General features: G+C 72.0%; 20 protein-coding genes. 12 read left to right on the top strand and 8 right to left on the bottom strand.

What is annotated here, in order from left to right:
- The 4 genes from AV521_RS45070 to AV521_RS45060 all read left to right on the top strand — a co-directional run.
- A partial coding sequence (locus AV521_RS45070) for a chitinase (RefSeq protein ID WP_076097769.1) occupies window positions 1–945 on the top strand: 945 nt, incomplete at its 5' end.
- Between the two features lie 282 nt (window positions 946–1,227).
- Window positions 1,228–3,444, top strand: a complete 2,217-nt coding sequence (locus AV521_RS45065; protein WP_179023874.1) for an RICIN domain-containing protein — start codon at window positions 1,228–1,230, stop codon at window positions 3,442–3,444.
- Between the two features lie 160 nt (window positions 3,445–3,604).
- Window positions 3,605–3,766 carry a hypothetical protein gene (locus AV521_RS49945; protein ID WP_179023872.1) on the top strand — a complete coding sequence of 54 codons (162 nt, stop codon included), beginning with the start codon at window positions 3,605–3,607 and terminating at the stop codon, window positions 3,764–3,766.
- Window positions 3,767–3,771: 5 nt separating this feature from the next.
- Window positions 3,772–6,141: a glycoside hydrolase family 65 protein gene (locus AV521_RS45060; protein ID WP_076097768.1), complete on the top strand. Its 2,370-nt coding sequence runs from the start codon at window positions 3,772–3,774 to the stop codon at window positions 6,139–6,141.
- A gap of 6 nt (window positions 6,142–6,147) precedes the next feature.
- Here the strand turns inward: AV521_RS45060 and AV521_RS45055 are convergent, their stop codons facing one another.
- On the bottom strand, window positions 6,148–7,191 hold the full coding sequence (locus AV521_RS45055; RefSeq protein ID WP_076097767.1) for a bifunctional class I SAM-dependent methyltransferase/NUDIX hydrolase: 1,044 nt from the start codon (window positions 7,189–7,191) through the stop codon (window positions 6,148–6,150).
- A gap of 177 nt (window positions 7,192–7,368) precedes the next feature.
- Here AV521_RS45055 and AV521_RS45050 point away from each other — a divergent pair, with 177 nt between their 5' ends.
- Window positions 7,369–8,013 (top strand): isoprenylcysteine carboxylmethyltransferase family protein, encoded by a 645-nt coding sequence (locus AV521_RS45050; protein WP_076097766.1) that lies wholly within the window; start codon window positions 7,369–7,371, stop codon window positions 8,011–8,013.
- A 14-nt stretch (window positions 8,014–8,027) separates the two neighbouring features.
- Here AV521_RS45050 and AV521_RS45045 read toward each other — a convergent pair whose 3' ends face one another.
- Both AV521_RS45045 and AV521_RS45040 read right to left on the bottom strand, forming a co-directional pair.
- Window positions 8,028–8,747, bottom strand: a complete 720-nt coding sequence (locus AV521_RS45045) for a 50S ribosomal protein L11 methyltransferase (protein ID WP_079249743.1) — start codon at window positions 8,745–8,747, stop codon at window positions 8,028–8,030.
- 159 nt (window positions 8,748–8,906) lie between these two features.
- Window positions 8,907–10,289, bottom strand: a complete 1,383-nt coding sequence (locus AV521_RS45040) for an MFS transporter (protein ID WP_076097764.1) — start codon at window positions 10,287–10,289, stop codon at window positions 8,907–8,909.
- An 85-nt stretch (window positions 10,290–10,374) separates the two neighbouring features.
- Here AV521_RS45040 and AV521_RS45035 point away from each other — a divergent pair, with 85 nt between their 5' ends.
- Window positions 10,375–11,304 (top strand): LysR family transcriptional regulator, encoded by a 930-nt coding sequence (locus AV521_RS45035; protein WP_076097763.1) that lies wholly within the window; start codon window positions 10,375–10,377, stop codon window positions 11,302–11,304.
- 47 nt (window positions 11,305–11,351) lie between these two features.
- Here the strand turns inward: AV521_RS45035 and AV521_RS45030 are convergent, their stop codons facing one another.
- Window positions 11,352–12,557: a cytochrome P450 gene (locus tag AV521_RS45030; RefSeq protein WP_076097762.1), complete on the bottom strand. Its 1,206-nt coding sequence runs from the start codon at window positions 12,555–12,557 to the stop codon at window positions 11,352–11,354.
- A gap of 222 nt (window positions 12,558–12,779) precedes the next feature.
- On the opposite strand from AV521_RS45030, the gene AV521_RS45025 reads away from it, so the two are divergent.
- On the top strand, window positions 12,780–13,757 hold the full coding sequence (locus AV521_RS45025) for an LLM class F420-dependent oxidoreductase (RefSeq protein WP_076097761.1): 978 nt from the start codon (window positions 12,780–12,782) through the stop codon (window positions 13,755–13,757).
- A 91-nt stretch (window positions 13,758–13,848) separates the two neighbouring features.
- Complete coding sequence (locus tag AV521_RS45020) at window positions 13,849–14,895, top strand: NADPH:quinone reductase (RefSeq protein WP_076097760.1); 1,047 nt, start codon at window positions 13,849–13,851, stop codon at window positions 14,893–14,895.
- Window positions 14,896–14,970: 75 nt separating this feature from the next.
- Here AV521_RS45020 and AV521_RS45015 read toward each other — a convergent pair whose 3' ends face one another.
- The 4 genes from AV521_RS45015 to AV521_RS45000 are packed head-to-tail and all read right to left on the bottom strand — an operon-like array spanning window position 14,971 to window position 20,673.
- Window positions 14,971–15,672 (bottom strand): alpha/beta fold hydrolase, encoded by a 702-nt coding sequence (locus AV521_RS45015; protein WP_076097759.1) that lies wholly within the window; start codon window positions 15,670–15,672, stop codon window positions 14,971–14,973.
- A gap of 36 nt (window positions 15,673–15,708) precedes the next feature.
- On the bottom strand, window positions 15,709–17,553 hold the full coding sequence (asnB, locus tag AV521_RS45010; protein WP_076097758.1) for an asparagine synthase (glutamine-hydrolyzing): 1,845 nt from the start codon (window positions 17,551–17,553) through the stop codon (window positions 15,709–15,711).
- Window positions 17,553–19,019 carry a phenylacetate--CoA ligase family protein gene (locus AV521_RS45005; RefSeq protein ID WP_107481194.1) on the bottom strand — a complete coding sequence of 489 codons (1,467 nt, stop codon included), beginning with the start codon at window positions 19,017–19,019 and terminating at the stop codon, window positions 17,553–17,555. The genes asnB and AV521_RS45005 overlap by 1 nt, the downstream gene beginning before the upstream one ends.
- Entirely contained in the window at window positions 19,003–20,673 is a 1,671-nt protein-coding gene (locus AV521_RS45000; protein ID WP_076097756.1) for an aromatic amino acid ammonia-lyase, read from the bottom strand. The genes AV521_RS45005 and AV521_RS45000 overlap by 17 nt, the downstream gene beginning before the upstream one ends.
- 731 nt (window positions 20,674–21,404) lie before the next feature.
- On the opposite strand from AV521_RS45000, the gene AV521_RS44995 reads away from it, so the two are divergent.
- From AV521_RS44995 to AV521_RS44980, 4 genes are all read left to right on the top strand, one after another.
- Complete coding sequence (locus AV521_RS44995; protein ID WP_079249740.1) at window positions 21,405–22,142, top strand: response regulator transcription factor; 738 nt, start codon at window positions 21,405–21,407, stop codon at window positions 22,140–22,142.
- Between the two features lie 425 nt (window positions 22,143–22,567).
- Window positions 22,568–23,431 (top strand): dihydropteroate synthase, encoded by an 864-nt coding sequence (gene folP / locus AV521_RS44990; protein WP_076097755.1) that lies wholly within the window; start codon window positions 22,568–22,570, stop codon window positions 23,429–23,431.
- The gene (gene pabB, locus AV521_RS44985; RefSeq protein ID WP_076097754.1) at window positions 23,428–25,590 is read left to right on the top strand and encodes an aminodeoxychorismate synthase component I; all 2,163 of its coding nucleotides are present in this window, start codon (window positions 23,428–23,430) and stop codon (window positions 25,588–25,590) included. Before folP ends, pabB begins: the two co-directional genes overlap by 4 nt.
- 31 nt (window positions 25,591–25,621) lie before the next feature.
- Window positions 25,622–26,505: lyase family protein (locus AV521_RS44980; RefSeq protein WP_256725999.1), on the top strand; the 884-nt coding region annotated here is incomplete at its 3' end.

Here is a 26,505-nt window from a genome sequence, read left to right as displayed (position 1 = left end):
CAGATCTGGAGCTGCAGCGGCGGAGCCAACCAGAAGTGGAACGCGCCCTCGGCGGACAGCGGCACCACCCCGTCCGCGCCGATGGCCGTCGCGCCGTACCTGTACAACGGCTGGGGCAGCCCGCCGGACCCCACCACCATCACCCAGGCCACGGGCGTGAAGTGGTTCACCCTTGCCTTCATGCTCAGCAACGGCTACTGCGACCCGCAGTGGGACGGCAGCCGCCCGCTGACCGGCGGGGTCGACCAGCAGACCGTCCACACCGTGCGGGCCGGCGGCGGTGACGTCATCCCGTCCTTCGGCGGCTACAGCGGCAACAAGCTGGAGAGCTCCTGCTCCAGCGCGGGCGAACTCGCCGCCGCCTACCAGAAGGTGATCAACGCATACGGCCTGAAGGCGATCGACATCGACATCGAGGCCGACGCCTACGGCAACGCCACGGTGCAGCAGCGGACCGTGGACGCGCTGAAGACGGTGAAGGCGAACAACCCCGGCCTGAAGGCGTACATCACCATCGGCACCGGGCAGTCCGGCCCCGACACCAGCCTGATCAACCGGGCCGCCTCCTCCGGGCTGACCGTGGACGCCTGGGCCATCATGCCGTTCGACTTCGGCGGCGCCGGTCAGAACATGGGCGACCTCACCACGCAGGCCGCCGAGGGTCTGAAGAACGCGCTGAAGTCCGCGTACGGCTACAGCGACGACCAGGCCTACCGGGACATGGGCATCTCGTCGATGAACGGGATCACCGACCAGAACGAGACGGTCACGGTGAACGACTTCCGCACCATCCTCGCCTACGCCCAGCAGCACCACCTGGCCCGGCTCACCTTCTGGTCCGCCAACCGTGACCGCCCGTGCACCGGCGGCCCCGCCGACAGCTGCTCCGGCGTCGCCCAGTCCGACTGGGACTACACCCGCGTCTTCGCCGGCTACAGCGGCTGAACCCCGACCCGCACCCGGCTGACCCTGGCCCGTACCTCCGGTTGTACCTGGGCTGACACCCCCGGCTGGCGCTGGCTCGTGCCTCCGGTTGTACCTGGGCCCGCAACCCCCGGCTGTACCTCGGTCGGCCCCCCGCTGTACCTCGGCGCGCCACTCCCGGCTGTACCTCGGTCGCCCCCCCCGCTGAACCTCGGCCCGCCCCCCGGCTGTACCTCGGCCCGCACCCCCGGCTGACATCGGCCCGCACCCCCGGCTGACCCTCCGGCCCGCAAAGGAGCCCCCTTGCTTCCCTTCTTCCTTCGCCGCAGATCCACGGCGGTCGCCCTGGTCACGGCGGGTGCCGCCGCGCTGCTCACCGCGGCCCCGACGCCCCTGCTCGGCGGCGCGTCCGCACATGCCGCCACCGCCCAGGCCGCCGTGCTGCCCAGCGGCTACGCGACCGTCATCAACGCCGCCAGCGGCAGATGCCTGGACGCCAAGGCCGCGGCCACCGCCAACGGCACCGTCGTCCAGCAGTACGCGTGCAACGGCACCTCGGCCCAGCAGTGGAGCTTCACCGACGCCGGCAACGGCTACGTCCACATCGACAACCGCAACAGCACCAGCCAGGTCGTGGACGTCACCGACGTGTCCACCGCCGACAACGCACCGATCCAGCTGTGGAGTTACGGCGGCGGCGCCAACCAGCAGTGGCAGGCCGTGGACGACGGCGGCGGCGCCTTCCACTTCGTGAACCGCAACAGCGGCAAGTGTCTGGACGATCCGGGTGCCTCGCTCGCCGACAGCACGCGGTTCGTGCAGTACACCTGCAACGGCACCGCCGCCCAGCGCTTCCAGGTGGTCCCCGTGACCCAGTCCACGAGCGACCCCGACCTCGGCCCGAACGTCGTCGTCTTCGACCCGTCGATGTCGTCCGCGACCATCCAGAGCAAGCTGGACACCATCTTCAAGCAGCAGGAGACCAACCAGTTCGGCTCCCAGCGTTACGCCGTCCTGTTCAAGCCCGGCGCCTACAGCGCCGACGTCAACGTCGGCTTCTACACCCAGGTGCTCGGCCTCGGCCTGACCCCGGACGCGGTCTCGGTCAACGGCGCCGTGCACGCCGAGGCCGACTGGTTCCAGGGCAACGCCACCCAGAACTTCTGGCGCGGCGCCGAGAACCTGTCGGTCAACCCCACGAACGGCAGCGACCGTTGGGCCGTCTCGCAGGCGGCGCCGTACCGCCGCATGCATCTGCGCGGCAACCTCGCCCTGGACGACGGCGGCTGGTCCTCCGGCGGCTACCTCGCCGACAGCAAGGTCGACGGGCAGGTCAACTCCGGCACCCAACAGCAGTGGCTGACCCGCAACTCCCAGCTCGGCGGCTGGACCGGGTCCAACTGGAACATGGTGTTCGTCGGCAGCCAGGGTGTGCCGGACACCAGCTTCCCCAACCCGCCGTACACCACCGTCGCGCAGAGCCCGGTCACCCGTGAGAAGCCGTTCCTGTACGTCGACGGCTCCGGGAACTACCAGGTGTTCGTGCCCTCGGTGCGCTCCGACTCGACGGCCACCAGCTGGGCGGGCGGCAGCCCGCAGGGCAGCTCCCTGCCGCTGAGCCAGTTCTACGTCGTCAGGCCCGGCGCCACCGCCGCCCAGATCAACGCGGCCCTCGCGGCCGGGCAGAACCTGCTCGTCACGCCCGGCGTCTACCACCTCGACCAGACCCTGAAGGTGACCCGCCCCGACACGGTCGTCCTCGGCCTCGGGCTCGCCACCTTCGTCCCGGACAACGGCATCACCGCGATGTCCGTCGGCGACGTCGACGGCGTCAAGATCGCGGGCCTGCTCTTCGACGCCGGCACCACCAGCTCGAAGACCCTGGTCGAGGTCGGGCCGGCCGGCTCCACCGCCTCCCACGCGGCCGACCCGACCTCCCTGCACGACGTCTACTTCCGCGTCGGCGGCGCGGGCGTCGGCAGGACGGCCACCGGCCTCGTCGTCAACAGCGACAACGTCATCGGCGACCACATGTGGATCTGGCGCGCCGACCACGGCAGCGGAGTCGGCTGGACCAGCAACACCGCCGACACCGGGCTCACGGTCAACGGCAACGACGTCACCATGTACGGCCTGTTCGTGGAACACTTCCAGAAGTACCAGGTGATCTGGAACGGAAACGGCGGCCGCACCTACTTCTTCCAGAACGAGATGCCGTACGACCCGCCGAACCAGTCCGCCTGGATGAACGGCTCCACGAAGGGCTACGCCGCCTACAAGGTCGCCGACTCGGTCACCAGCCACCAGGCGTACGGCCTCGGCAGCTACTGCTACTTCAGCGCCGACCCGAGCGTCAGCGCCGACCGGGCGGTCGAGGCGCCGGACACCCCGAACGTCGACTTCACCAGCATGGTCACCGTCTCCCTCGGCGGCACCGGCGCCATCAGTCACGTCATCAACGGCACAGGAGGCCCGTCGAACTCCTCGACCAATGTGGCGGACCTGGTCCGCTACCCGTGAGCGAGGGGGTGGCCCTCCGGACGCGCGAGGGCCATGGCGCGGACACCCGGTCCGCACACCGCCACGGCCCGTCCGGAAGGCCACCCCCTGCGCCGGCCCGCGTCACCTGTATGGCCCCCTCGACGTCACCCCCGGGCTGCCGCCGCCGCACAATCAGCCCATGGAGCCGCACACCGGCACGGCCCACCGGGACGGGGACCGGCTCACCGTGTGCACCTCCGGCCAGGGCGGTACGACCGTGCGGTCTCTCCTCGCCGGGCGCTCCGCGCTGCCCGGATCCCGGTTCACCCCGACCGGGGCCGGTCTGCCGGCCGGGGGGTGACCGGGATGGGGCCGACCTGGGAGTACGACGGCTACCGGCCCGAGGAGGAGCGCCTGCGGGAGTCGCTGTGCACCCTGGGCAACGGCTATTTCGCCACGCGTGGGGCGCTGCCCGAGTGCACCGCGGACGACATCCACTACCCGGGCACCTACGCGGCCGGCTGCTACGACCGGCTCACCTCCGAGATCGCCGGACGCCGGGTCGAGAACGAGGACATGGTCAACCTGCCCAACTGGCTGCCGCTGCGCTTTCGCATCGCGGGCGGCGCCTGGCTCACCCCGGACACCGCCCCCGTCACCGAGCACCACCAGGTCCTCCATCTGGACCCCGGCCTGCTGGAGCGGCGTACCGGTTACGGCCTGCCCGACGGCGGCACCCTCCACGTGTGCCAGCTGCGCCTCATCCACATGGCCGATCCCCATCTGGCCGGGCTGCGCACGGAGTTCACCGTCGAGGGCGACGACGTCGAGCTGGAGGTCGAGGCCGCCCTCGACGGACGGGTCACCAATGCCGGCGTGGCCCGCTACCGGGACCTGGACGGCCGGCACCTCACCCAGGTACAGACCGGCACCACCGCCGCACCCGGTACGGTCTGGCTGCGCTGTCACACCCGAACCTCCCGCATCGAATGCGGCCTCGCCGCCCGGCTGACGGCCGACGCGCCGGTGACGGCGGTGTACGAGCCGGAGCGGGCCGTCCAGCACATCAGAGTGCGCCTGGCGCCGGGCCGTACCGTCACCGTCGACAAGACCGTCGCGCTGTACACCTCGCACGACCCCGCCATCGGCGACCCGCTGGACGCCGCCCTCGACCACGTCGGCGCCGCTCCCGACTTCGACGCGCTGCTGGAGGCCCACGCCACGGCGTGGGAGCAGCTGTGGCGGCGTACCGTGCTGGAGGTCCTCGGCGAGGCGGGCAGCATCCTGCGCCTGCACCTGTTCCATGTGCTGCAGACCCTCTCGCCGCACACGGCCGACCTCGACGTGGGCGTCCCCGCGCGCGGGCTGCACGGCGAGTCCTACCGCGGCCATGTCTTCTGGGACGAACTCTTCGTGCTGCCCTACCTCAACCTGCACCTGCCCGAGGTCTCCCGCGCCCTGCTCCACTACCGCCACCGCCGCCTGGACGCCGCCTGCCAGTCGGCCCGCGAACTCGGCCGGCGCGGGGCGCTCTACCCGTGGCAGAGCGGCAGCGACGGCCGCGAGGAGACCCCGCAGCTCCACCTCAACCCCCGCTCCGGCCGCTGGCTGCCGGACCACTCCCACCTCCAGCACCACGTCGGCTCGGCGGTGGCCTACAACATCTGGCAGTACTGCGAGGCGACCGGCGACACCGACTTCCTGCACGGCGAGGGCGCCGAGATGCTGCTGCACATCGCCCGCTTCTGGGCGGACTCGGCCCACTACGACGCCCACCTCGGCCGGCACCGCATCCGGGGCGTGGTCGGCCCCGACGAGTACCACGACGCCTATCCCGGCGCCGAGGCACCGGGCCTGGACGACAACGCGTACACGAACGTCACCGCCGCCTGGGTGCTCGCCCGCACCCTGGAACTGCTGAGCGCCCTGCCCGAGCCGCGCCGCCAGGAACTCATCGAGAGCGCCGGACTGGAGGAGGACGAGCCCGCCCGCTGGGAGGCGGTCTCCCGCACCCTCCATGTGCCCTTCCACGACGGGGTGATCAGCCAGTTCGACGGCTACGGCGACCTCGCCGAACTGGACTGGCACGGCTACCGCGAGCGGTACGACGACATCCGCCGCCTGGACCGCATCCTGGAGGCGGAGGGCGACACCGTCAACCGGTACAAGGCTTCCAAACAGGCCGACGTCCTGATGCTCGGCTACCTCTTCTCGACAGCCGAACTCCGGTCCCTCTTCCACCGGTTGGGCTATCGCCTGGACGAGCAGACCTGGAGTGCGACCGTCGACCACTATCTGCACCGGACCAGCCACGGATCCACCCTCAGCGGCCTGGTCCACGGCTGGGTCCTGGCCCGCGCCCGCCGCGCCGACGCCTGGGCCTTCGTCCAGGAGGCGCTGCGCGGAGACATCGCCGACCTGCAGGGCGGCACCACCGGCGAGGGCATCCACCTCGGCGCCATGGCCGGCACCCTCGATCTCGTCCAGCGCGGACTGACCGGCCTGGAGACCCGCGGCGGCGCCCTCTGCCTCGACCCCGTCCCCCTCCCCGAACTCTCCTCCTACGGCTTCTCCATCCGGTACCACGGCCACTGGGGCGTCCACCTACGCCTGCGCAGCAGCCTCCTGGAAATCGCCGTGCCCGCCTCCGACCGCGGCCTCATCGACGTCTGCCTGCGCGACCGGGTGGTCCCGGTGGGCCCGGGCGAGACAGCCCGCCTGGCGGTGGCCGAATGAGACTGCTCAGCCTTCCGCCACCCGGTACCGGTGCACAGGCGGCAGCCCCGGCAGCAACCCCGGCCACACCGTGTCCAGCACGTGCGCACTCGGCGTGAACAACGGCCGCCCGAGCAGCGGCAGGTCGTCGACCTCGTGCCACTCCCAGCGGCGGATCAACCGCGGTTCGGTGACGACCGGTTCACCGGTGAAGGCGGTGACCCGGACGGCGGCCGTCACCCGGGGGATGCCGTGCACGCAGTCCATCAGGATCGCCCGCACCCGCGCCGCGGCCGGGTCGGCCTTGAGGGACGTCTCTTCACGAAGCTCACGCACGGCCGCCGCGGCGAAGTCCTCGTCCGCGTCGTTCTTGCCGCCGGGCAGCTCCCAGACGTCCCGCACCGACCAGCCCAGCAGCACCCGCCCTGCCGCATCCGTGACGACGACACCGGCGCCGGTGAGGGCGTGCGGGGTGGGGCGGCCCTTGCCGGCGTACGCGAGGCGAGCGGGGGAGGGGTCGCGCAGGACGAGCAGCGCCAGACCGTCGGCGTCGTACCGCTCGCACGACCTCCAGCCCGCGCGGAGCACGGCGATCTCCTCCTCGTCCAGGGCGATACCCCGCCGGTCCTCGGGTACGGCGTCCGCCGTCGGCGTGATCACGCACAGCGCCCCGCTTGGACGCAGCCGCTCACGCAGCCGGTTCAGCACCCGGGTGCGGTCGCGAACGAACGCCCAGCCGAGGCGCATCGTGATCACGTCGTATGCGAGATGCGGGAGTTGACTGAGATCGTCCCGCTCGATGTCCAGGCGGCAGTACGTCACGCCGGTCACGTCGGCGCGACCGGCCTCCGTGAGCGCGACGGCGGACCAGTCGACGGCGTCCACCCGATAACCGGACCCGGCCAGATGCCGGGCGAGTTCGCCGAGCCCGCAGCCGATGTCCAGGGCGAGCCCGCCCGTGGGCGCCGGGACGTGCTGCGCCAGCAGCCGCCGCTCGGTATCACCCAGCGGGCTGAACCGCCCGCCGCCCGCGTAGTGCGCGTCCCACGCCTCGGGTCCGGACTCTGTCACTGGGCCTCCTCGGCCGGTCGTTTCCGTGGACGACGGAATTGAACCCGGCCGGTTGGCGGGTCCGCGTGTCGGGGGCGGGTCGATGGGTTCTCCATCCGTGGATGGAGGCGGCCGGGGCTCTCTCCATCGACCCGTGGGTGGTGGTGATCCACTGTCCTCGCGGCGCAGCATGGAGGCATGGGCACTCTTCACTCGGCACTCGTGCTGATCACCACTGTCTGCGTGGTGGTCTTCCTCGCGGCCTGGATCGCGGGCGCTGTCTACTTCGGCGTGAAGAGCCAGAGAGGTGTGCGCGGCTGGATGCGCGGTCTGCGGCGCACGCTGCCGCGCCGGCTGATGCTGACCGCGGGCGTCGCTGTCTTCCACACCCTGATCGGGCGCAGTGGCGGCTTCTGGCGTCACCTGCAGTACTGGCGGCCCGAGCTTGCGGTCCCGGGCGTCCTGCTCGCGATGGCCTCGACCGCCCTGCTGCTGTGGGCCCGCTGGGTGCTGGGCACGATGTGGGCCAGTATCCCGACGGTCCAGGAACACCATGAGCTGCGCACCGACGGGCCCTACCGGCTGGTGCGCCATCCCATCTACTCCGGCCTGCTCGGCCTGGTCGTCGGCGCCATGCTGGCCTGCGGCTTCGGCGTCTGGAGCGCGTTGCTGGTGGTCGCCGTGCCCTGGCTGCTGCGGCGGGTGCGGATCGAGGACGGCCTGATGGCAGGGCAGTTCGGCCCCGCCTACGACGCCTACCGCGCCGACGTCCCGGCGCTGATCCCCCGAATACGCTCCGCTGCCCGCTTCGGCCCCCGCCCTGCCGGGAGCGAGCAGCGATAGCCCGCAGCGGACCGTCAGACGGAGGAAGGTCTGATCTCCAGCAGGATGTGCTCCAGCGTTTCGGCCCCCTCCAGGAAGGCCCGCCGGTCCAGCACCTTCAGCACGCGGCCGTGTGTGGTGGCGAGGTCCGTCAGCCGGTCGAGGTCGCCGCGGTCGCTGAACTGCAGCAGAGCCGCACCGCCGTCGGTCACCCGCAGGGGCGCCTCGACCAGATAGCGCTGGTGGGCCCGGTAGCCGGGATCGACGTACGCCCGCTCGTGGTCGGTGCGGTAGCGGTACTCGTCGGGGGCCAGCACGAAGTTGGAATGCCAGTAGACACAGTCGAAGCGGTCGCCGCGGTCCAGGGCGGCGAACAGGTCGCTGTGCACGGCGGTCAGCCGGTCCTCGACACGGTGCCGTACGGCGTTGCGGCGGGTGTTCTCCACCGCGTACGTATTGATGTCCGTGGCCACCACCCGGCCGGCGCCCCGGAGCGCCGCCATCACCGCGATGATCCCGGTCCCCGAACCGACCTCCAGGAAGGATCCGCCCGCCGGCAGCAGGGGCGGTCCCTCGCCGGTCAGTCCCAGGACCTCCATCGCCGTCTCGGTCGTCGCCGAGTAGGGCGGTGCGAAGACGTCGCCGAGCAGGTCCCACTCGTGGCCCGCCATGGTGAAGGTGTCGGGACGGTCCGGCCGGCTCGCGGCCGCACGGCTGCGTTCGAGGGATCGCTCATAGCTCGTGCGGTCCGTCATCTGGGTCCCTTCCCCCGGCCGTTCGTCCTTCGACATCACAACACGGACGGCCCTGCCGCGGGCGGCGCTCCGCCCGGCGCCGACGGGATCCGGCCGGCTGGACGGAACAGGCGCTACGCCCTGGACGATGCGGGCGCTGCGGCTTGGACGCAGCGGGCGTCAGGCCGACGCCTCCACCTGGGCGCTCGCCTCGTGGGGCTCCCCGTCGCGGCGGTAGGTGCGGGCCAGTGTGAGTGACACGAGCACGGCCAGACACAGCAGCGGCAGGCTGTAGACGTACAAGGTGCCCGCGAGCCGGCCGGCCGGGAAGAACACCAGACCCGCGCAGCTCAGGCCGAGCGAACCGCACAGCTGCTGGATCGCGGGCAGTGCCCCGGAGGCCGAGCCGCGCAGGTCCGGCCGGATCCCGTCGAGCGTGTCGGCGAACACGCTCGCCACGAACGCGCCGTAGCCGATCCCGGCCACGAGGAGCACCGGACTGAGCGTGAGGGGAGAGACCCGGGAGAGCAGCGGGGCCAGGGCGAGCAGGCTCGCGCCCACCAGGGCGGTGGCGTAGACGCTGTGCCGGGGTGAGCGGGCCAGCCGCCCGGTGAGTGTGGAACCGGCGATCGCTCCCACGGCCCAGGGGATCTGCAGGAGCCCGGCACGCAGCGGACTGAACCCCCGGACCGTCTGCAGCCACTGGCTGAACAGGAAGAAGAACGGGGTGACCGCGAGGAAGAACGCGGCGGCGGTCGCACTGCCCGCCCGGAAGCGCGGCCCGCGCCACAGCCCCAGGGGCAGGGTGACCGGCCGCCCGCCGCGCCCCTGCAGGACCAGCGCGCACACCACGACCGCGGCGCCGGCCGCCCCGAACAGCCAGGGCAGGCCGCCGCCGATGGTGCGGGCCAGCGAGATCGCCAGCACGAGACCCAGCAGCCCGACAGCCAGCCCGGCCGCGGTCGGCCAGTCCACCCGCTGTCCGGGGTCGCGTTCGAGCACCGGCACACAGCGGGGGAGGGCCAGCAGTACCACCGCCCCGACCGGGAGGTTGATCGCGAAGATCGCCCGCCATCCGGTGCCGGCCAGGTCGGCCTCGGTCAGCAGCGCCCCGAGCACCGGACCGAGTACGGAGGCGAGGCCCATCGTCGCCCCGTACCAGCCCATGGCGCGCCGGTGGGCCGGCCCCTGCCAGAGGGCGGAGATCGCGAACAGGGCCTGCGGGGCCATCACCCCGGCGCCGATGCCCTGCACCAGCCGCATGCCGATGAGTACCTCTGCCGTCGGCGCCAGGCTGCAGCCGGCCGAGGCCAGCGTGAACAGCGCGACCCCGAGGGCGAACACCCGCCGGGGACCGTGCCGGTGACCCAGCCGTCCGGCCGGGAGCAGCGTCGCGGCGAATCCGGCCGTGTAGGCCGCCGAGACGAGCACGAGCTGCCCGCTGCCGGTGCGCAGATCGGCACCGATGCCGGGCGCGGCGACATTGACGATCGTCGTGTCGAGCAGCTGGATGAAGGTGGACGCGAGCAGGACCGCGAGGGCTGTGGGACGAGTGTTCGGCACGTTCCCACTCCACTCCACCGGACCCGCCCGATCAACGCTCATATCTCGCCAGGCCCCCCGCGATATCCCGAAGATATGATGGGCCATGGACGTACGGCACCTGCGCTATGCCCTGGCCCTGGCCGAACACCAGCATTTCGGGCGCGCGGCCGCGGCCGTGGGGATCGCCCAGCCGCCGCTGTCCAAACAGATCGCCGCGCTGGAGCGGGACATCGGCACCCGTCTGTTCGACCGCACGCCGCACGGCGTGTTCCCCACCGCGGCCGGTGAGGCCTTCCTGGCCCGGGCCCGCCGGGTCCTCGACGAGCTGTCCGGGGCCGCCGACGACGCGCGGCGCGCGGCACGCGGCGAGACCGGGCGGCTGCGCCTGGGCTTCATCGGGTCGGCCCTGGTGGAGCTGCTGCCCGAGGTGCTGTGCCGGTTCAGCGCCGAGCGGCCCGGCGTCCAGTTGCACCTGGACGAGATGTCCACCGCGCACGGCGTCCGGGCGCTGCTGCGCGGCGAACTCGACGTGGTGGTGTCCCGTGGCGCACCCCGCGGAGCGGGCGTGGAGGCACTGGTGTCGGCGCCGGTCGGCCGCGACCACCTGGTCGCGCTGGTCGCAGCCACGGACCCGTTCGCGGGGCAGCCGTACCTCGACATGGAGCAACTCGCCGGGCGGCCGCTCGTGCTCGCGCCGCAGGACGAGGAGCCGGCCACACTGGCCCGGCTGCGGACGCTCCTGACCGGTCCGGGCGGGCTGCCCGCGCCGGTCACCTACGCCCGGGACATCCACACCATCATGGGGCTGGCCGCCTGCGGCGTCGGTGTCGGCCTCGGCCCGTCGTGCGTACGGCCACTGGCCCGGCCCGACATCCGGATCTGTGACATCCGGCCACGCGTGGAACTGCCCGACCTCGTCCTGTCCTGTCACGCGGACGACCGGTCCCCGGTGCTCCGTGCCTTCCTGGAGACGGTCCGCGAGGTCTGCCCCGGCGCGCGTCCCGTGCTCGACCGCTGCCTCGCCCGGCCGTAGCCGCGCCGGCGCAACCGCGTCGCAAGACGGCGACTCGGCACGGGCGTTCAGAAGGTGACCGGAAGCCCGTCGTTGCGCAGCGTGATGTGACCGCCGATCCACTGGACCTCCCCGGGGTCCACCGCGAGCCGCAGGCCGGGCAGCCGCCGGGCCAGAGTGCCGAAGGCGACCTGGAGTTCCATACGCGCCACGCCCGCACCCGGGCAGTGGTGGGGGCCGTGTCCGAACACCATGTGCCGGTTCTCCGCGCGGGTGATGTCGAACCTCTCCGGCTGCGCGAAGTGCCGCTCGTCCCGCGAGGAGGCGTGCATGAGCGGGATGACCCCCTCGCCCCTGCGGATCGCCGTGCCGGCCAGCTCCACGTCGTCCAGCGCCACCCGCATCAGACCGACGTCGGAGGGCGGGGCGTACCGGAAGACCTCCTCCACCGCGGGACCGGTCAGCTCCTGCGGGCGCGCAGTCAGCATCTCCCACTGGTCCCGGTGGCGCAGCAGCTGGAAGATGCCCCGGCCGATGGTGTTCACGGTGGTGTCATGACCGGCCAGCAGCAACTCAGCGCCCAGCCATGACAGTTCGGCCTCCGAGAGCCGGTCGTCGGCATCCCGCGCCTGCACCAGCGCGCTGAGCAGATCGTCCCGGGGCTCCGCCCGGCGCGCGGCCACCAGCTCCCTGACGTACGCGGTGAACGCCTCACGCGTGGCCAGCCGCCGCTCGCTGGAGCCGACGCTCATCAGCGTCTCGGTCCAGGCCTTGATCCGGTCGCGGTCCTCCAACGGCGCCCCGACGATCTCACAGACCACCCAGATCGGCAGGACGGAGCAGAACTCGTGGTAGATGTCCACCGGTTGGGGCAGAGCCACCACCCTGTCGACCAGCTCGTCGGTGATCTCCTGCACCCGGGCGCGCAGTTCCTCGGCCCGGCGCGGTGCGAACGCCCCCGCGATCAGCCGGCGCAGCCGGGCGTGATCGGCACCGTCGAGGTTGAAGATGCTGTACGGGTTGTCCCCGAAGTCCGGTCCCTCGACCATCCGGGGAGCGCCGGGTTCCCGCAGTGCGGCCCGGGACAGCCGCCGGTCCGTCAGCGCCGTGACGACCTCGTCGTACCCGCTCACCACCCATGCCTCGTCCCCACTGGGCAGCGTCACCCGGCTGACCGGGCACTTGGCCCGCAGGCCGGACAGCTCGGCCGGCGGCTCGCCCAGCGGACCGGGAGGGAACGGGAAGGCGGTCGGATCCTGCTGACTGCTGCTCATGGCAATTCCCCCTCTGGGCACCCCAGTGGGCACCCTGTCGGTTGCTCCCAGTCTGCGGGCGGCGGACCGCCCCGTCTTCGGGTCTGGGACGGGGCTCGACCGGTGCCGGGCCGTACCTGCGAACGGGCCGTTTCCCCGCCCCGCGACCAGGTCACCGCACGCGGGTCCGCGCACTACGCTCCCGGTGACCATCCGCCCCCGGCGATCCAGAGGCCTGCCATCGTGCGTTACGGGGTCAACCTCCCGCTCATCGGCGTCTCCCTTCCCGACCACGCGCCCGTGCTGCGCGAACTGGCCGACCTGGGCTACACCGACGTGTGGACCGGCGAGGCGGCCGGCCACGACGGGTTCACCCCGCTGGCCCTCGCCGCCGCCTGGGCACCCGGACTGCGGCTCGGTACGGCCGTGGTTCCCGCGTTCACCCGGGGGCCGGCCCTGCTGGCGATGACCGCGGCCACACTGGCCGAGGCCGCGCGCGCAGAGGTGGTCGTAGGCATCGGCTCCTCGGGGCCGCCGTTCGTCGACCGGATCAACGGCATCTCCTCGGCCGAGCCGTACCGGCGGGTGCGGGACACGGCACGCTTTCTGCGGCACGCCTTCGAAGGACGGACGGTGCGGGGCCGCTTCGACAGCTTCACCATCGACGGATTCCGGCTGCCGGGCACACCGGTGCCTCGGCCCCGGGTGATGGTCGGCGCGCTGCGCCCCGGCATGCTCCGGCTCGCGGCCCGGGAGTCCGACGGCGCGATCACCAACTTCCTGGCCGTCGAGGACGTCCCGGTGGTGGCCGACGCGCTCGGCCCCGCACGCCCGGGGAAGGAACTCGTCGCCCGCCTCTATGTGTGCCCGACCCGCGACCGGACGTACGCGCGCATGATCGGGCGCCGGTTGCTGGTGGGCATCCTCAACGCACGGACGTACTCCGCCTTCCACACCTGGCTCGGCCGGGAGGACGTCCTCAAGGCCTGCTGGCAGGCCTGGGCCGAGGGCGACCCGGCGAGGGCGGCGGCCGCCGTCCCGGACGAGCTGGTGGACGACCTGCTGGTGCACGGCAGTCCCGAGGAGTGCCGTACGCACCTCGCGCGCTTCGTCGAGGCCGGCGTCGACACGCCGTTCCTCCATCTGCTGCCCGCACCCGAGACGGGCGACGGCCCGCAGGGGGCGCTGCGTGCCCTGCGCGCCCTGGCACCCGTGCGGTGAAGGCGGCGAACGAACGGCCCCACCAGGGGCGTACCGAGAGCGACACGGAAAGGGGGAGGGGCGTCGGGCCGACCCGGCGCCCCGACAGGCCATGAAGGCGATCGCTTACGCCCGCAGGGGCGGCCCGGAGGTACTGGAACTGCTCGACCGGCCGCTGCCCGAGCCGGGCCCGGGCCAGGTGCGGGTGCGGATCCGCGTGTCGGGTGTCAACCCGACCGACTGGAAGGCCCGTGGCGGCGGCCCGACCGACTGGAAGGGGGCGGCCCCGGACCAGGTCCTGCCCGTGCCGCAGGTCCCCCACCAGGACGGCGCGGGCCTGGTCGACGCCGTCGGCGAGGGCGTCGACCAGGGGCTGCTGGGCCGGCGGGTCTGGGTGTGGGAGGCGGCCTGGATGCGCCCCGACGGCACCGCGCAGGAGTATGTGGTGCTGCCGGAACGCCAGGCGGTGCCACTGCCGGACAACGCCGCCTTCGACCTGGGCGCCTGCCTGGGCATCCCGGGATTCACCGCGCACCGGGCCCTGACCCTGCCCGGCGACGGGCCCGAGCGGCTCGGACCCGGCACGCTGACCGGCCGCACGGTCCTGGTGGCAGGCGGCGCCGGTGCCGTCGGCAACGCCGCCATCCAGCTGGCCCGTTGGTCCGGCGCCACGGTGGTCACCACGGTGAGCAGCGCCGAGAAAGCCGCACTGGCCCGTGCCGCCGGCGCCGAACATGTCGTCGACTATCGCACCGCGGACGCCGCAGGCGCCATCCGGGCCGCCGTGCCCCGGGGAGTCGACCTGGTCGTCGAGGTCGCCCCGGCCGTCAACGCGGAGCTGGACCAGCAGGTGCTGTCCTACGGCGGCACGGTCGTCTTCTACGCCAACGACGGTGACAACACCCTCACTCTGCCGGTCTTCGACCAGTTCATCGCGGGCACCCGGTGGCAGGGACTGCTCGTGTACGCCGTCCCGCCCCAGGCCAAGGCCCAGGCCGTGGCCGACCTGACCGCGGCCGTCGAGGCGGGTGCCCTCAGGGTGGGAGAAGAGTCGGGGCTGCCACTGCACCGCTTCGCCCTGGAGAAGACGGCCGAGGCCCAGCAGGCGGTGCAGGACGGCACGATCGGCCGGGTTCTGGTGGACGTCGCGCACTTCTGACCGCGATGCCGAACGGAAGCGGGGCACCGGGAGTCCGGTGCCCCGCGTCGCGTCAGAGCCGGTCCACGGGCGGTGTCAGAGCCACTCCTTGAGTACGGCCCAGAAGCCGTCGAAGTCCTCGTTGTGGACCACGTGCCCGGTGTCCGGCACCACGCGCACGGTGAAGCCCCGCTCGCGCAACTCCCCGGCCCGCCGCGGCGGGATGTTGAAGCTCGGGTCGGCGAGGACGATCAGGGAGGGACGCTCGGGTGCCGGCGGGTCGTAGCCGCCGAATCCGTCGAACGCGTCGAGCGTCGCCGGATCCCAGCGTTGCAGAGCGGTGAACTTGTGCTCCTGGGCCCGCGCCTCCCAGCGCGGCAGCGAGACGCGGATCTGCTCCAGGCTCCAGTCCTTCTGGGCGAGCAGCGCATCGGCATACGTCTTGGCCGTCGCCTCGTCCGGCGGCGCTGCCCACGCCGGGTCCACATGGACCACACGCTCCGGCTGGAGCCGGGGCAGCATCCCGGCCAGCAGCAGGGCGCCCAGGGAGTGCCCGACGGCCAGCGCGGGGCGTTCGGGCAGCGCCCCGCCGATCGCGTCCGTCATGCTCCGCAGGGAATAGCCGTCCGAGCGCGGGCTGCGGCCGTGCCCCGGCAGGTCGACCGCGACCACGCGATAGCCCTCCCGGACCAGTTCCGGTGCCGTACGCCACCAGCTCTGCGAGTCGGCGGTGATCCCGTGCACCAGTACGGCGGTCCGCTCACCGCTGCCCCACTGTTCGATGTGCAACTCTGCCATCGAGGGTGTTTCCTTCCAGGTTTCCCGGTGTGGTCGTCACAGAACGACTCTGACGCCGTACTCCCGCAGCCACAGGTCGAGTTGGATGAGCCGCGGCAGCCAGGGCGGCGGTGTGAAGTCGCCACTGAACCAGGCGTCGCTGTCGACCATGGCCCGTACCGCGGGGACGTTCACCAGGCCGAGCACCGGCGCGGCCGGGTCGCCGATGATGGTCCGCACGGTACGGCGGATCGCCTCCAGGTAGGCGGGGCTGTGCCCGAACGGGAAGCCGCTCTTGGGCCGGCGCACCACCTGTGCCGGCAGCAGATCCGCCACCGCCTCGCGCAGCAGGCCCTTCTCCTGTCCGCCGGTCCGTTTGTACTCCCAGGGGACGTTCCACAGGTACTCGACGAGCCGGTGGTCGCAGAACGGCACCCGCACCTCCAGACCGTGAGCCATGCTCATCCGGTCCTTGCGGTCCAGCAGGAAGGGCAGGAAGCGGGTGATCTGCAGGTGGAACACCTCCCGCAGCCGCCGGTCCACCCCGCTCTCGCCGTCGAGGCGGGGCACCTGGGCGAGCGCCGTGGCGTAGGTGTCGGCCACATAGGCGTCCAGATCCAGCACCTCGCGCAGCTGCGGGGAGAGCTGGGAGTTGCGGTCCTTCACCCCGGCCGACCAGGGGAAGTTGCCGGTGGGCCGCTCCGCCTCGGCGAGGAACCACGGATACCCGCCGAAGAAATCGTCGGCGCCCTCGCCGGACAGCGCCACGGCCGCATGCCTGCGCACCTCGCGGAACAGCATCAGCAGCGATACGTCGAGGTCGCCGACGCCCGGCATGTCCCGTGCGCGCAGCGCCGGCCCCAACTCGCCCACCAGGGACGGCGTCTCGACCGCCACGTCGGTGTGATCGGTGCCCACATGGCCGGCGACCGCCCGGACGAACGGGGCGTCCCGGCTGACGTGCAGTGCGTCGGCCTTGAAGTCGGTCTCGCTGCCGACGAAATCCAGTGCGTAGGTGGCGAGTCGACGGCCACCGTCCTTGGCCAGGCACTGCGCGGCGAGCCCGACGAGGGCGCTGGAGTCGATGCCGCCGGACAGCAGGGCGACGAGCGGTACGTCGGACTCCAGCTGCATGCCGACCGCATCCGCCAGCAGCCGCCGTACCTCGGCGATCGTGGCCGGCAGGTCATCGGTGTGCGGGGCGCTGGCCAGCTGCCAGTACCGGCGGTGGTGCACTCCCGTGCGGTCCACCCGGACGACATGGCCGGGCCGTACCTCGTGCAGATCACGGTAGACACCGGCACCCGGGGGCTTGATCGCCACCGTGAACAGCGCCGCCAGCCCCTCGGCGTCCACCTCGGCGGGAAAGTCGGGATGGGCCAGCACGGCCTTCGGCTCGGAGCCGAAGAGCACGCCGTCGCCCCGCCGGGTCCAGTACAGGGGCTTGATCCCGAGCCGGTCACGCACCAGCAGCAGGGTCTCGGTGCGCGTGTCCCACAGCGCGAAGGCGTACATGCCGACGAGCCGTTCGAAGGACCGCTCGCCCCATTCGAGGTAGGCCCGCAGCACCACCTCGGTGTCGGACCGGCTGCGGAACGCGTGCCCGCGCCCGACCAGTTCGCCGCGCAGCTCGCCGTGGTTGTACACCTCACCGCTGAAGAGCAGGACCGCCGGTGGTGTGCCGTCGGCCGGTGCGCCCGCCGGCAGGGTGGTCATGGGCTGGCCGCCGCCCTCTAGGTCGACCAGGGCGAGCCGCCGATGCCCCAGCGCGGCATGCCGGGACAGCCAGACGCCCGCGCCGTCCGGGCCGCGGCACGCCATCGTGCCGGCCATCGCCGTGAGCAGCGGGCCCTGGTCCGACAGATCGCGTGCGTAGTCGATCCAACCGGTGATGCCGCACATCAGACGGATCCTCCCGCCGGGTCCGGGTCCGGGTCCGGCTCCAGCTGGCGGAGCGACTCGACCACCACGGTGTTGATCGGTTCGGGCAGCCGTGACCAGTTGTGCTCGTCGTTCAGGTCGAGGACCCGGGACAGCTTCCAGCCGAGGTACTGGCCGAGGGAGGCGAGCGGCGGCAGCGTCTCCACCGGGCGTACGGACACCGCGAGGCCCGGGAACAGCGGCGCGAGCCGCTCGGCCACCATCGCGTTCCAGCTCTCCTCCGGCGGGCCGTCCGTGGTCACCAGCAGGACCACCCCGCGGTCGCGCAGCACCAGCATGTAGTTGAAGACGGTGTGGTCGGGCAGCTCCGTGGACCACAGCGCCGCCTCCAGGTCGTTCTGGCGCACCCCGTTGCCGGAGAGCGTCACGACGTCCTGCTCCCGGCCGAGGGTGCGCAGCACCGGGGTGCGCACCCCGCACGGACACGGGTCACCGACGATCTCGACGCGGTCGCCGGTGCGGTAGCGCAGCAGCGGCCGGGCCGGCAGGTCCAGGGTGGTCACCACCAGCTCACCGCGGTCGGCGGCGCCGTCGACGGGCCGCGTCCCGGCGCCGTCGTGGAGTTCCAGCAGATAACTCTGCGTCTGCAGATGCAGATTGCGCTCCCGGCAGGTGACGGCCGTGGTGCCGGTCTCCGAGGAGCCGTACGAGCAGACGTACGCGGTGCCGCCGGTGAGCCGTTCCAGGTGTCGTACGAAACTCGGCCCCGTCTGCTCGGCCATGAGCAGCAGCCGGTCGAAGCGCGGGGCGGCGAGCTTGTTGCGGTGGGCGAACTGGATCATCTCCAGCAGCCGGGAGGGCGGGCCCACGAACACGTTGGCGTCGAGCGTCTCGATCAGGCGGAGCACCCTGCTGTAGTCGCCCGTGATGTTGTCCACCCAGGGGCGGAAGGACATCACGCCGATGTACTCCAGCACCTTCTCGAACTGGTAGGCGGCCGGCGCGAACGGAGCGTTGATCAGGATCAGCGCGACATCGCGGGGCTCAAGGATCTGCGCCCACAGCTCACCGATGTTGATCGTGTTGATCACGAGATCGTCCACGGCCTTGGGCGCGGCGACGGGATTGCCGGTGGTGCCGGACGACTCGTAGTAGTGCAGGAAGTCGGCGAGCGGCCGGGTGAAGGCCTCCTCGCCGTGCTCGGAGAGTTCGCCCTTGCCGAGCAGCGGCAGCCGGGGGAAGAGCCCCTCCAGCACCTCGTTCGGGTCGAGCGCCTCGGCCGCCGGCCAGCCGGCCCGCAGGGTGTCGTCGACGGTGTGCCGGTACAGGGTGCTCCGCGCGGCCTGCCCGAGCGCCCGCGCGAGCTTGGCCGCGTGCACCGCGGTGAGGTCCGCCTCGCCTGCGTGCGTCGCCCGGACCAGCCGTGTGTGGTCCTCGACGAGCTTTCCGACCGCGGTGTTCTGCTCGTGGTCACGCAGCAACAACATCTGCCAGCCCCCTGCCTGTGAGGAAATCGGTGTCGGCGAGGCCGGCGGCACGCCGCAGGGCCCCGCTCTCGATCAGCCCGATCACCGCCGCGATGTCGCCGTCGAGCCGGCGGTCGCGGGTGACGAACTCGGAGTGCTCGCGCAGCAGCGAGTGCACCGCTCGGGTCGCCGGTGCGCACGACTCGGCCCCGCGCAGTTCCACCGCCTGTGCGAGCGCCAGCAGATGGATCGCCGCCACCTCGCGCACCAGGGCGTTGACGGTGCGCGCGTCCCGGGCCGCGATGGTGCCCATGCTGACCTTGTCCTGGTTGTGCGCCTCCGTGGAACGGGAGAAGACGGAAGCCGGCCCGGTCTGCTTGAGCGCCTCCGCGGTGACCGCCGAGGCCGCGATCTGCATGCCCTTGAACCCGTGGTGCAGTCCGGCCTGCGGGTCGTCCGCCGCGCGCGGCACGATCAGGTTCGGCGGCAGCCCGCCGTTGAACTTCTCGTCCACGACCAGGGCGAGTTGACGGTCCATCAGATCAGCCAGTCCGGCCACGGAGACCTTGAGGCTGTCCATGGCGTGTCCGACGTGCCCGGCGTAGAAGTTGCCGCCCAGGTGCAGCCCGGACTGCTCGGCGTCCAAGAGCGGGTTGTCGCTGGAGGAGTTGATCTCGACCTCCAGCCAGCGTTCCACCCAGTCGAGCATGTCGCGCGCGATGCCGACGATCTGCGGGGCGCAGCGCACCGAGTACTTGTCCTGGATCCGGTCGCTCAGTTCCAGATAGCCGCGCCCGTCCAGCCGTTCGCGGCGCACCAGGATGTCCTCGAACGACGTCGCGAGGCCGGAGCCGGCCAGCAGTGTGCGAACCGTGCGGGCGCTCTCCACCTGGCCCGGGTGCGGCTTGTTCTCGTGCACGAACGGGTGCATCGCCGAGACGTTGCCGCGCAGCGCCTCCAGGGTCATGGCGGTGGCCAGATCGGCGACGAAGGCCAGCTCACGGGCGTCCCAGGCGGCCAGCACCCCGTACGCGGCGGTGAAGGACGTGCCGTTGATCAGGGCGATGCCCTCCTTCGGGGCCAGTGCCAGCGGCCGGATGCCCGTCTCCAGCAGCGCGTCCAGCGCCGGACGGACCGTGCCCCGGTGCGTGACGTCACCCTCGCCGATCAGCGTGGCGGCCACGTAGCACAGCGGGACCAGGTCACCGCTGGCGCCGAGCGAACCCCGTTCCGGGATCATCGGCAGGATGTCCGCGGCCAGGCAGTCCAGCAGGGTGCGCACCACCTCGGGGCGGACCGCCGAGGGCCCGCGGGAGAGGGCGTTGGCGCGGATCAGCAGGGTGGCCCGCGCGATGTCCTCGGAGGCCGCCGGGCCCACCCCGTTGAGGTGGTACAGCACGAGGTTGCGCTGCAGATCGTGCGCCTTGTCCCCGGAGATCTGCCGGATGCAGCTGTCGCCGAAGCCGGTGGTCACGCCGTAGACGGGGATGTCCTGCGCGAGCAGCGAGTCCTTCAGCGCCACGGAGGTCCGCATGCGCTCGGCGGCCCGGTCGGCGAGGTGGACCCGTGCCGTGCCGGCGACGCCGCGGGCGGTCACCGCCACCTGCGCGGGGGTGAGGGATTCACCGTCCAGCGTGAGAGGCGTTCTGGTGACCTTGCCCGGTGTACGCGACACTTCCCGACCCCCGTGTGGTGACGACTGGACTTCACCCTCGGCCACGACGCGTTGCCGCGCCTTCCGCCCGACGACGGGTTTTCGAACCTGTCCGTGAGGCCGGTCCGGTGCGTGATGCGGTCGGTTATGATGCGTCGCCACCCGCCCCTGTTCCGGCGTGATCCCTATTGCGCACGAAACCGGGCGCCCTTCTTATTCGCGTACGTCGCAGAACTCGCAAAGCTACGAACGTTATCGGCCTCGGTGCCGTTCGCGGCCGTTGGTAAGCGGATCAGCCAACTGGCCGCGTTGTACGTCACGTTGTGAGGCGCGTTACTCAACTGTTTCTTGGCCAGTAGTGTTCTGGACAATCGTGCAGGTGACCACGTAGCTTCAAAGCTGGTCAGAGACTGCTGTTCGATGTTCAATTAATCACCGGGGTGATTTCGCCGAAGCAGCCTGATTGATCTCACGGGGTCAGGTGCACGGAGACGGGGGCTTGTTGACATGGAGTGCCGTGACGTGTCGGTGATCGTCGTCCGAAGGGCCGCAAGAGGTCCTCTCCGACGGCATGCGTGACCCTTCTGTCATCCCCTTCGTCGAGTTGTCGGCGATTACTTACCCAAATGTGACTGGTGGGCCGGGGTTTACGGATGTAGGCCGCTTTCCACGAAAAAGCGCGTGCGCCCAAAATCTGTAACTCAATTCTCATGCCCGTGGACACGATCAAGACGGGACAAGGACAGGACTCCATGCTCTTGCACAAAGCGCTGCCCGAATCCGGACGGACCGAGGACGACAACGTTTCCCGCCACGCAGAGATCAAGGTGGCGGTCCTGGCCAGCCGGGCACTGACGCGCGTCGCGCTCCGCACCGTCATGGCGGAGTCGGCCGGTGTGGAGATAGTCGCCGAGGCGACCACTCCGTTCCAGCTGAACCGCGTGGTGGCCGCCGAGCGACCCCAGGCGCTGCTGCTCGACGACGCCGATCCGGCCTGGGACACCACGGAGGTGCTGCGCGGACTGCGCGAGAACACCGAACGGCGGGTGGGCGTGGTCATCCTCGCCGACGCCGGCGCCCTGGACGACGCGCTGACGTATCTGTGCGAAGGCGCCGACGGAGTGGTGCTGAACGACGACGCGCCGACCGAGGTGGCGACGGCGGTCCGAGCGGTCGCCGAGGGCCATGCGGTGGTGCCTCCGCCGCTCGCGCGCAGGCTCGTCGACCTCGTCGGGGTGCGCGGGCCGGCGATGCCCGCGCGGGACCGGCTCGCCGCGCTGACCGCGCGCGAGCAGGAGATCTTCGAACTGGTCATCAAGGGCATGTCGAACCAGGAAGTCGCGGAGACCCTCGTGCTCAGCGAGCGGACCATCAAGTTCCATGTCTCCAACCTCCTGCGCAAACTCGGGGTGCGAAACCGCACGCAGGCCATCGTCTACGCGCGGGACCGCCGCCTGCTGCAGGGCACCGCGCCCTGCGTCAGTCAGTGAGGACGCGCACCTGCCGGTGAACCGGCGCGCGACTTCGTAAGCGGTGCCGTCCAGGCCCGGCAGGTTCGGGGTCACCGGTTTCCGGCCCCTGACCGCCGTCGCCGAGGAGTCTGCGGTCTTGTGCCGCGCCCCGTCTTCCGTCCGGCGGGCGGGGCCGCACCTGTACTCCCGGCCGGGTCGGCGCGGTCGCGAGCTGGCCCTGGATCCGAAGACGGCTCACCGGTGGGGCGGCAGACTGCAGTCGGGCGCGTCCGTCGCCGCCGAGGCCGGTACGGCTGACCCCACAGCGGCACGGCTGATGAGAAACCCCGCGACTCGGAAGATAGTGCAGTGGGGGCGTACCAAAGCCGAAGAACCTTTCGTCGTAGGCCGGTCTGGTGCGTAATCTTGCTGTGCCGAACCGCCTGTGGAGGATGGAGAATCTCATGGCCCCTCTGGCCCTCGGTGAGCCCGTGCCGGTGAGCGACCGCCGTGGGCCACTGCTCGTCGGCATCGTCAACATCACGGAGGACGCGTTCTCCGACGGCGGCCGCCACCTGGACGCCGGGGCGGCCGTCCGGCACGCGCTGCGACCGCGGGCGCAGGGGGCCGTAACCGTCGAGCCGGGCCCGGCCGCGAGCACCCCGGACTCCGCACGCGTCCCGGCGCAGCAGAAGTGCGCACGCCTGACGCCCCTGCTGGACCGACTGGCCGTCGAGCACATCCCGTCCTCGGTGGACTCGTTCCTGCCCGAGACACAGCGCTTCGCCGTCTCCCGCGGGGTCTCCTACCTGAACGACAGCCAGGGCTTCCCGCACCCGGAGGTGTACGAGCAACTGGCGGCGGCGCGCTGCCGGCGCGTGGTCGTGCACTCGGCGCAGCGCCTGGGGCCCGCCCCCCGGGTGCCGACGGACCCGGCCGAAGTCCGGGACGGGATCCTGGAGTTCCTCACCGAGCGCCCGACCGCGCTGCAGGCCGCGGGCGTCGCCCGGGACCGGCTCGTCGTCGACCCGGGGCCCGGCCACTTCCTCGGCAGCAACCCCGAGACGTCGTTCGCCGTACTCGGCGGAGTCCGGCTGCTGAAGGAGCGGTTCGGGCTGCCCGTCATGATCTCGGTCTCGCGGAAGTCGTTCCTGCGGTCGGTGACCGGCCGGGAGATCGCCGAGAGCGGCCCGGGGACGACGGCCGCCGAGATCCGCGCGACCCTCGACGGCGCGGACTACGTCCGCACCCACGACGTCGGCGCGCCGCACGCCGCCCTGACCGTCCTCAGGACGGCCGAACAGGCCCCCGTACCGCACGCGCGATGAGCACGGAGGAACCGGCACAGGTGACCCGCACGCTCCTCATCGACAACTACGACTCCTTCACCCACAACCTCCGTCAGCTGCTGACGGAGGTGAACGGACAGGAGCCGGTGGTCATCCGCAACGACGCCGACTGGTCGGTGCTCGATCTGCGGGACTTCGACAACGTCGTGATCTCTCCGGGTCCGGGCCGGCCGGACCGGCACCAGGACTTCGGCATCGGCGCCCAGGCGATCCTGGAGTGGGACCTGCCCCTCCTCGGGGTGTGCCTGGGCCACCAGGGCATCTGCCATCTCCTCGGCGCCGAGGTGCGGCACGCCCCCGAGCCCCGGCACGGCCGGCTCTCGTCGGTCAGCCACACGGGCCGGGACCTCTTCGCCGGACTGCCCTCGCCCTTCCGCGTGGTGCGCTACCACTCGCTGGCCGTCACCGCACTGCCCGAGGAGATCGAGCCGCTCGCCTGGTCCGAGGACGGCGTCCTGATGGGGGTCCGCCATCGCACCCGGCCGCTGTGGGGCGTGCAGTTCCATCCGGAGTCCGTCAGCACGGAGTACGGGCACGAGCTGCTCGCCAACTTCCGTGACCTCACCCGCGCGTGGCACCGCCGCAGCGGACGCGTCCGGGCCGCCGACCCGGCGACCGACCACGACCTGCCGTACCACCTGCACGTCCGCCGGCTGCCGTGGGAGCCCGACGCGGAAGCCGCCTACACCGAACTCTTCGCCGCCGCCCCGCACAGCTTCTGGCTGGACAGCGGCGGCGGCGCCCGGCAGGGCGGGCGCTTCTCCCTCATGGGCGACGCGGCCGGTCCGCTCGGTGAGTACGTCACCTACCGAGCCGCCGAGCAACTCGTCGAGGTGGAGCGCACCGGCCGGCCCACGCGGCGCGTCCGGAGCACGTTCTTCGAGTACCTCGACACCGAACTGCGCGCCCGTCCCACCGACTGCGGCACCGACCTGCCCTTCGGGTTCCGGCTCGGATACGTCGGCTATCTCGGCTACGAGCTCAAGGCGGACCTCGGCATGCTCACCACGCACACCGCCGAGACCCCCGACGCGGCCCTGGTCTTCGCCGACCGGGCGCTGGTCGTCGACCACGCCGAGCACACCTGCCACCTGCTCAGACTCAGCCGACACCGGTACGACGCGGAGGTCGCCGCCTGGTTCGACACGGTCGGCGCACGGCTCCGCGCCCTGCCACGAGGGCCCCGCACGGACGACGGCAACACGCCGGAGCCCCGGTCCGCCGCGGTGCCGGAACCCGGATCCGCCGGGGAACCGGAACCAGGATCCGCCGTGGCGGTCCGGCTGCGCCACAGCAGGGACTCCTACCTCACGATGGTCGGGGAATGCCTGGAGGAGTTGCGCCAGGGCGAGTCCTACGAGATCTGCCTGTCGAACACGGCGGTCGCCGAGACCGACATCGATCCGCTGCGCACCTACACCACGCTGCGCCGCGTCAGCCCGGTGCCCTACGGAGCGCTGCTCGACTTCCCGGGCGTGGCCGTACTCAGCGCCTCGCCGGAGCGGTTCCTGACCGTCGGTCCCGACGGATCCGTCACCTCGGGGCCGATCAAGGGCACGCGTCCGCGCGGCGCCACCGAGGCGGAGGACGCGCGACTGCGGGACGCCCTGGCCGGCAGCGACAAGGACCGGGCCGAGAACCTGATGATCGTGGACCTGGTCCGCAACGACCTCAACGTCGTCTGCCGGCCCGGCTCGGTCCAGGTGCCGGTGCTGTGCGGGGTCGAGAGCTTCCCGCAGGTCCACCATCTCGTCTCCACCGTCCGCGGCACCCTGCGCGACGGGCTGACGGCGGTCGACTGCGTGCGGGCGGCGTTTCCCCCCGGATCCATGACCGGCGCGCCCAAGCTGCGCACCATGGAGATCATCGACCGCCTGGAACAGGGCCCCCGTGGCGTGTACTCGGGGGCGCTCGGCTGGTTCGCCCTCGGCGGCGGCTGCGAACTCAGCGTCGTCAACCGCACCATCGTGGCCACCCCCGGCACCACCGGCTACGGCGTGGGCGGTGCCGTCGTCGCCCTGTCCGACCCGGTGGAGGAGTTCGCCGAGACGATGGTGAAGGCGCGCGCGATGGCGGCGGCGCTCGCCATGAGCCGGCCGGAACTGCCCGACGTCCTCGCCCCCGTGTGCCGGAAGTAGGCGTGCGGCCGGCAGCGAAGGAGCCTCGCGCATGAAGAGCCCAGCGGCCGACCGGGACACCGGTCTGCTCTCCCCGGTCCGGGCGGGAACACCCGTGGAGCGGGCCGTCAGCGACCAGGCCTGGCTGCAGGCCATGCTGGACGCCGAGGCCGCGCTGGCGCGCGCCCAGGCGCGGCTGGGCGCGGTGCCCGGGAAGGCCGCGGCGGCCATCACCGCCGCGGCCCGGGCGGAGAGCGTCAACGCCCGGGACATAGCGGTCCGTGCCAGAGGGACGGCGGACACCGTCGCCGAGCTGTCCGGGGCGTTCACCCGGGTCGTCGCCAAGCTGGACGCCGATGCCGCGCCGTATGTGCAGCGCGGCGCGACGGGCGAGGACATCCTGGGCACCGCGGCGATGCTGGTGTGCGGGCGCGCCGTGCGGCTGATCCGGGGGGATCTGCAGCGTGTGCTGACCGCCCTGCGCGCGCGGGCCGTGCCCGGCCGCAGGGCGTGGGCGGTCGACGGGCACCGGTCGGTCGCCGAGGCGGACGGGCGCCTCGCCCGGCTGCTGGACGACGGGCTGCCCGCCGTTCTCCGCGGCGCGGGCACCGCGCTGGCCACGGCATTCGCCGAGGAGGCCGGCTTGGCGGCCACCGGGTGGGCCGGGGCCGCGGCACCCGTGCCGGTCGTCGAGGTCGGGCAGGCGCTGGCCCGCACCGTCCAGGCCCTGGACGAGCTGGCCGGCGGAGTCCAGACGGTGTCCGCGGGCGCCCCGGTACGGCCCGGACCCGCGCAATCCCCGTATGCCGTGGCCGAGTTCCACGAGCGGTCCCGGGGACCGGTCGAGCTGATCCGCGGCGCCGCACTCCAAGTCCCCGCCCTCTGCACCCTCCTGAGCTTCTTCAGCCTGGCCACCGATCGGGGGACGGCTGTGCG

This window comes from Streptomyces sp. IMTB 2501, assembly GCF_001953885.1.
Lineage (GTDB): Bacteria > Actinomycetota > Actinomycetes > Streptomycetales > Streptomycetaceae > Streptomyces.
Note: the sequence above shows the minus strand (reverse complement) of the source record. Positions and strands in the feature narration are given on the sequence as shown.

Bases quoted from the DNA above. Each gene is read 5' to 3' on its own strand.
- pabB (WP_076097754.1), top strand. From the start codon at position 23,428: ATGAGCACGGAGGAACCGGCACAGGTGACCCGCACGCTCCTCATCGAC.
- folP (WP_076097755.1), top strand. From the start codon at position 22,568: ATGGCCCCTCTGGCCCTCGGTGAGCCCGTGCCGGTGAGCGACCGCCGT.
- AV521_RS45045 (WP_079249743.1), bottom strand. From the start codon at position 8,747: ATGACGGACCGCACGAGCTATGAGCGATCCCTCGAACGCAGCCGTGCG.
- AV521_RS45030 (WP_076097762.1), bottom strand. From the start codon at position 12,557: ATGAGCAGCAGTCAGCAGGATCCGACCGCCTTCCCGTTCCCTCCCGGT.
- AV521_RS45015 (WP_076097759.1), bottom strand. From the start codon at position 15,672: ATGGCAGAGTTGCACATCGAACAGTGGGGCAGCGGTGAGCGGACCGCC.
- AV521_RS44995 (WP_079249740.1), top strand. From the start codon at position 21,405: ATGCTCTTGCACAAAGCGCTGCCCGAATCCGGACGGACCGAGGACGAC.
- AV521_RS45035 (WP_076097763.1), top strand. From the start codon at position 10,375: ATGGACGTACGGCACCTGCGCTATGCCCTGGCCCTGGCCGAACACCAG.
- AV521_RS45050 (WP_076097766.1), top strand. From the start codon at position 7,369: ATGGGCACTCTTCACTCGGCACTCGTGCTGATCACCACTGTCTGCGTG.
- AV521_RS45060 (WP_076097768.1), top strand. From the start codon at position 3,772: ATGGGGCCGACCTGGGAGTACGACGGCTACCGGCCCGAGGAGGAGCGC.
- AV521_RS45005 (WP_107481194.1), bottom strand. From the start codon at position 19,019: ATGTTGTTGCTGCGTGACCACGAGCAGAACACCGCGGTCGGAAAGCTC.
- AV521_RS45020 (WP_076097760.1), top strand. From the start codon at position 13,849: ATGAAGGCGATCGCTTACGCCCGCAGGGGCGGCCCGGAGGTACTGGAA.
- AV521_RS49945 (WP_179023872.1), top strand. From the start codon at position 3,605: ATGGAGCCGCACACCGGCACGGCCCACCGGGACGGGGACCGGCTCACC.
- asnB (WP_076097758.1), bottom strand. From the start codon at position 17,553: ATGTGCGGCATCACCGGTTGGATCGACTACGCACGCGATCTGTCGGAC.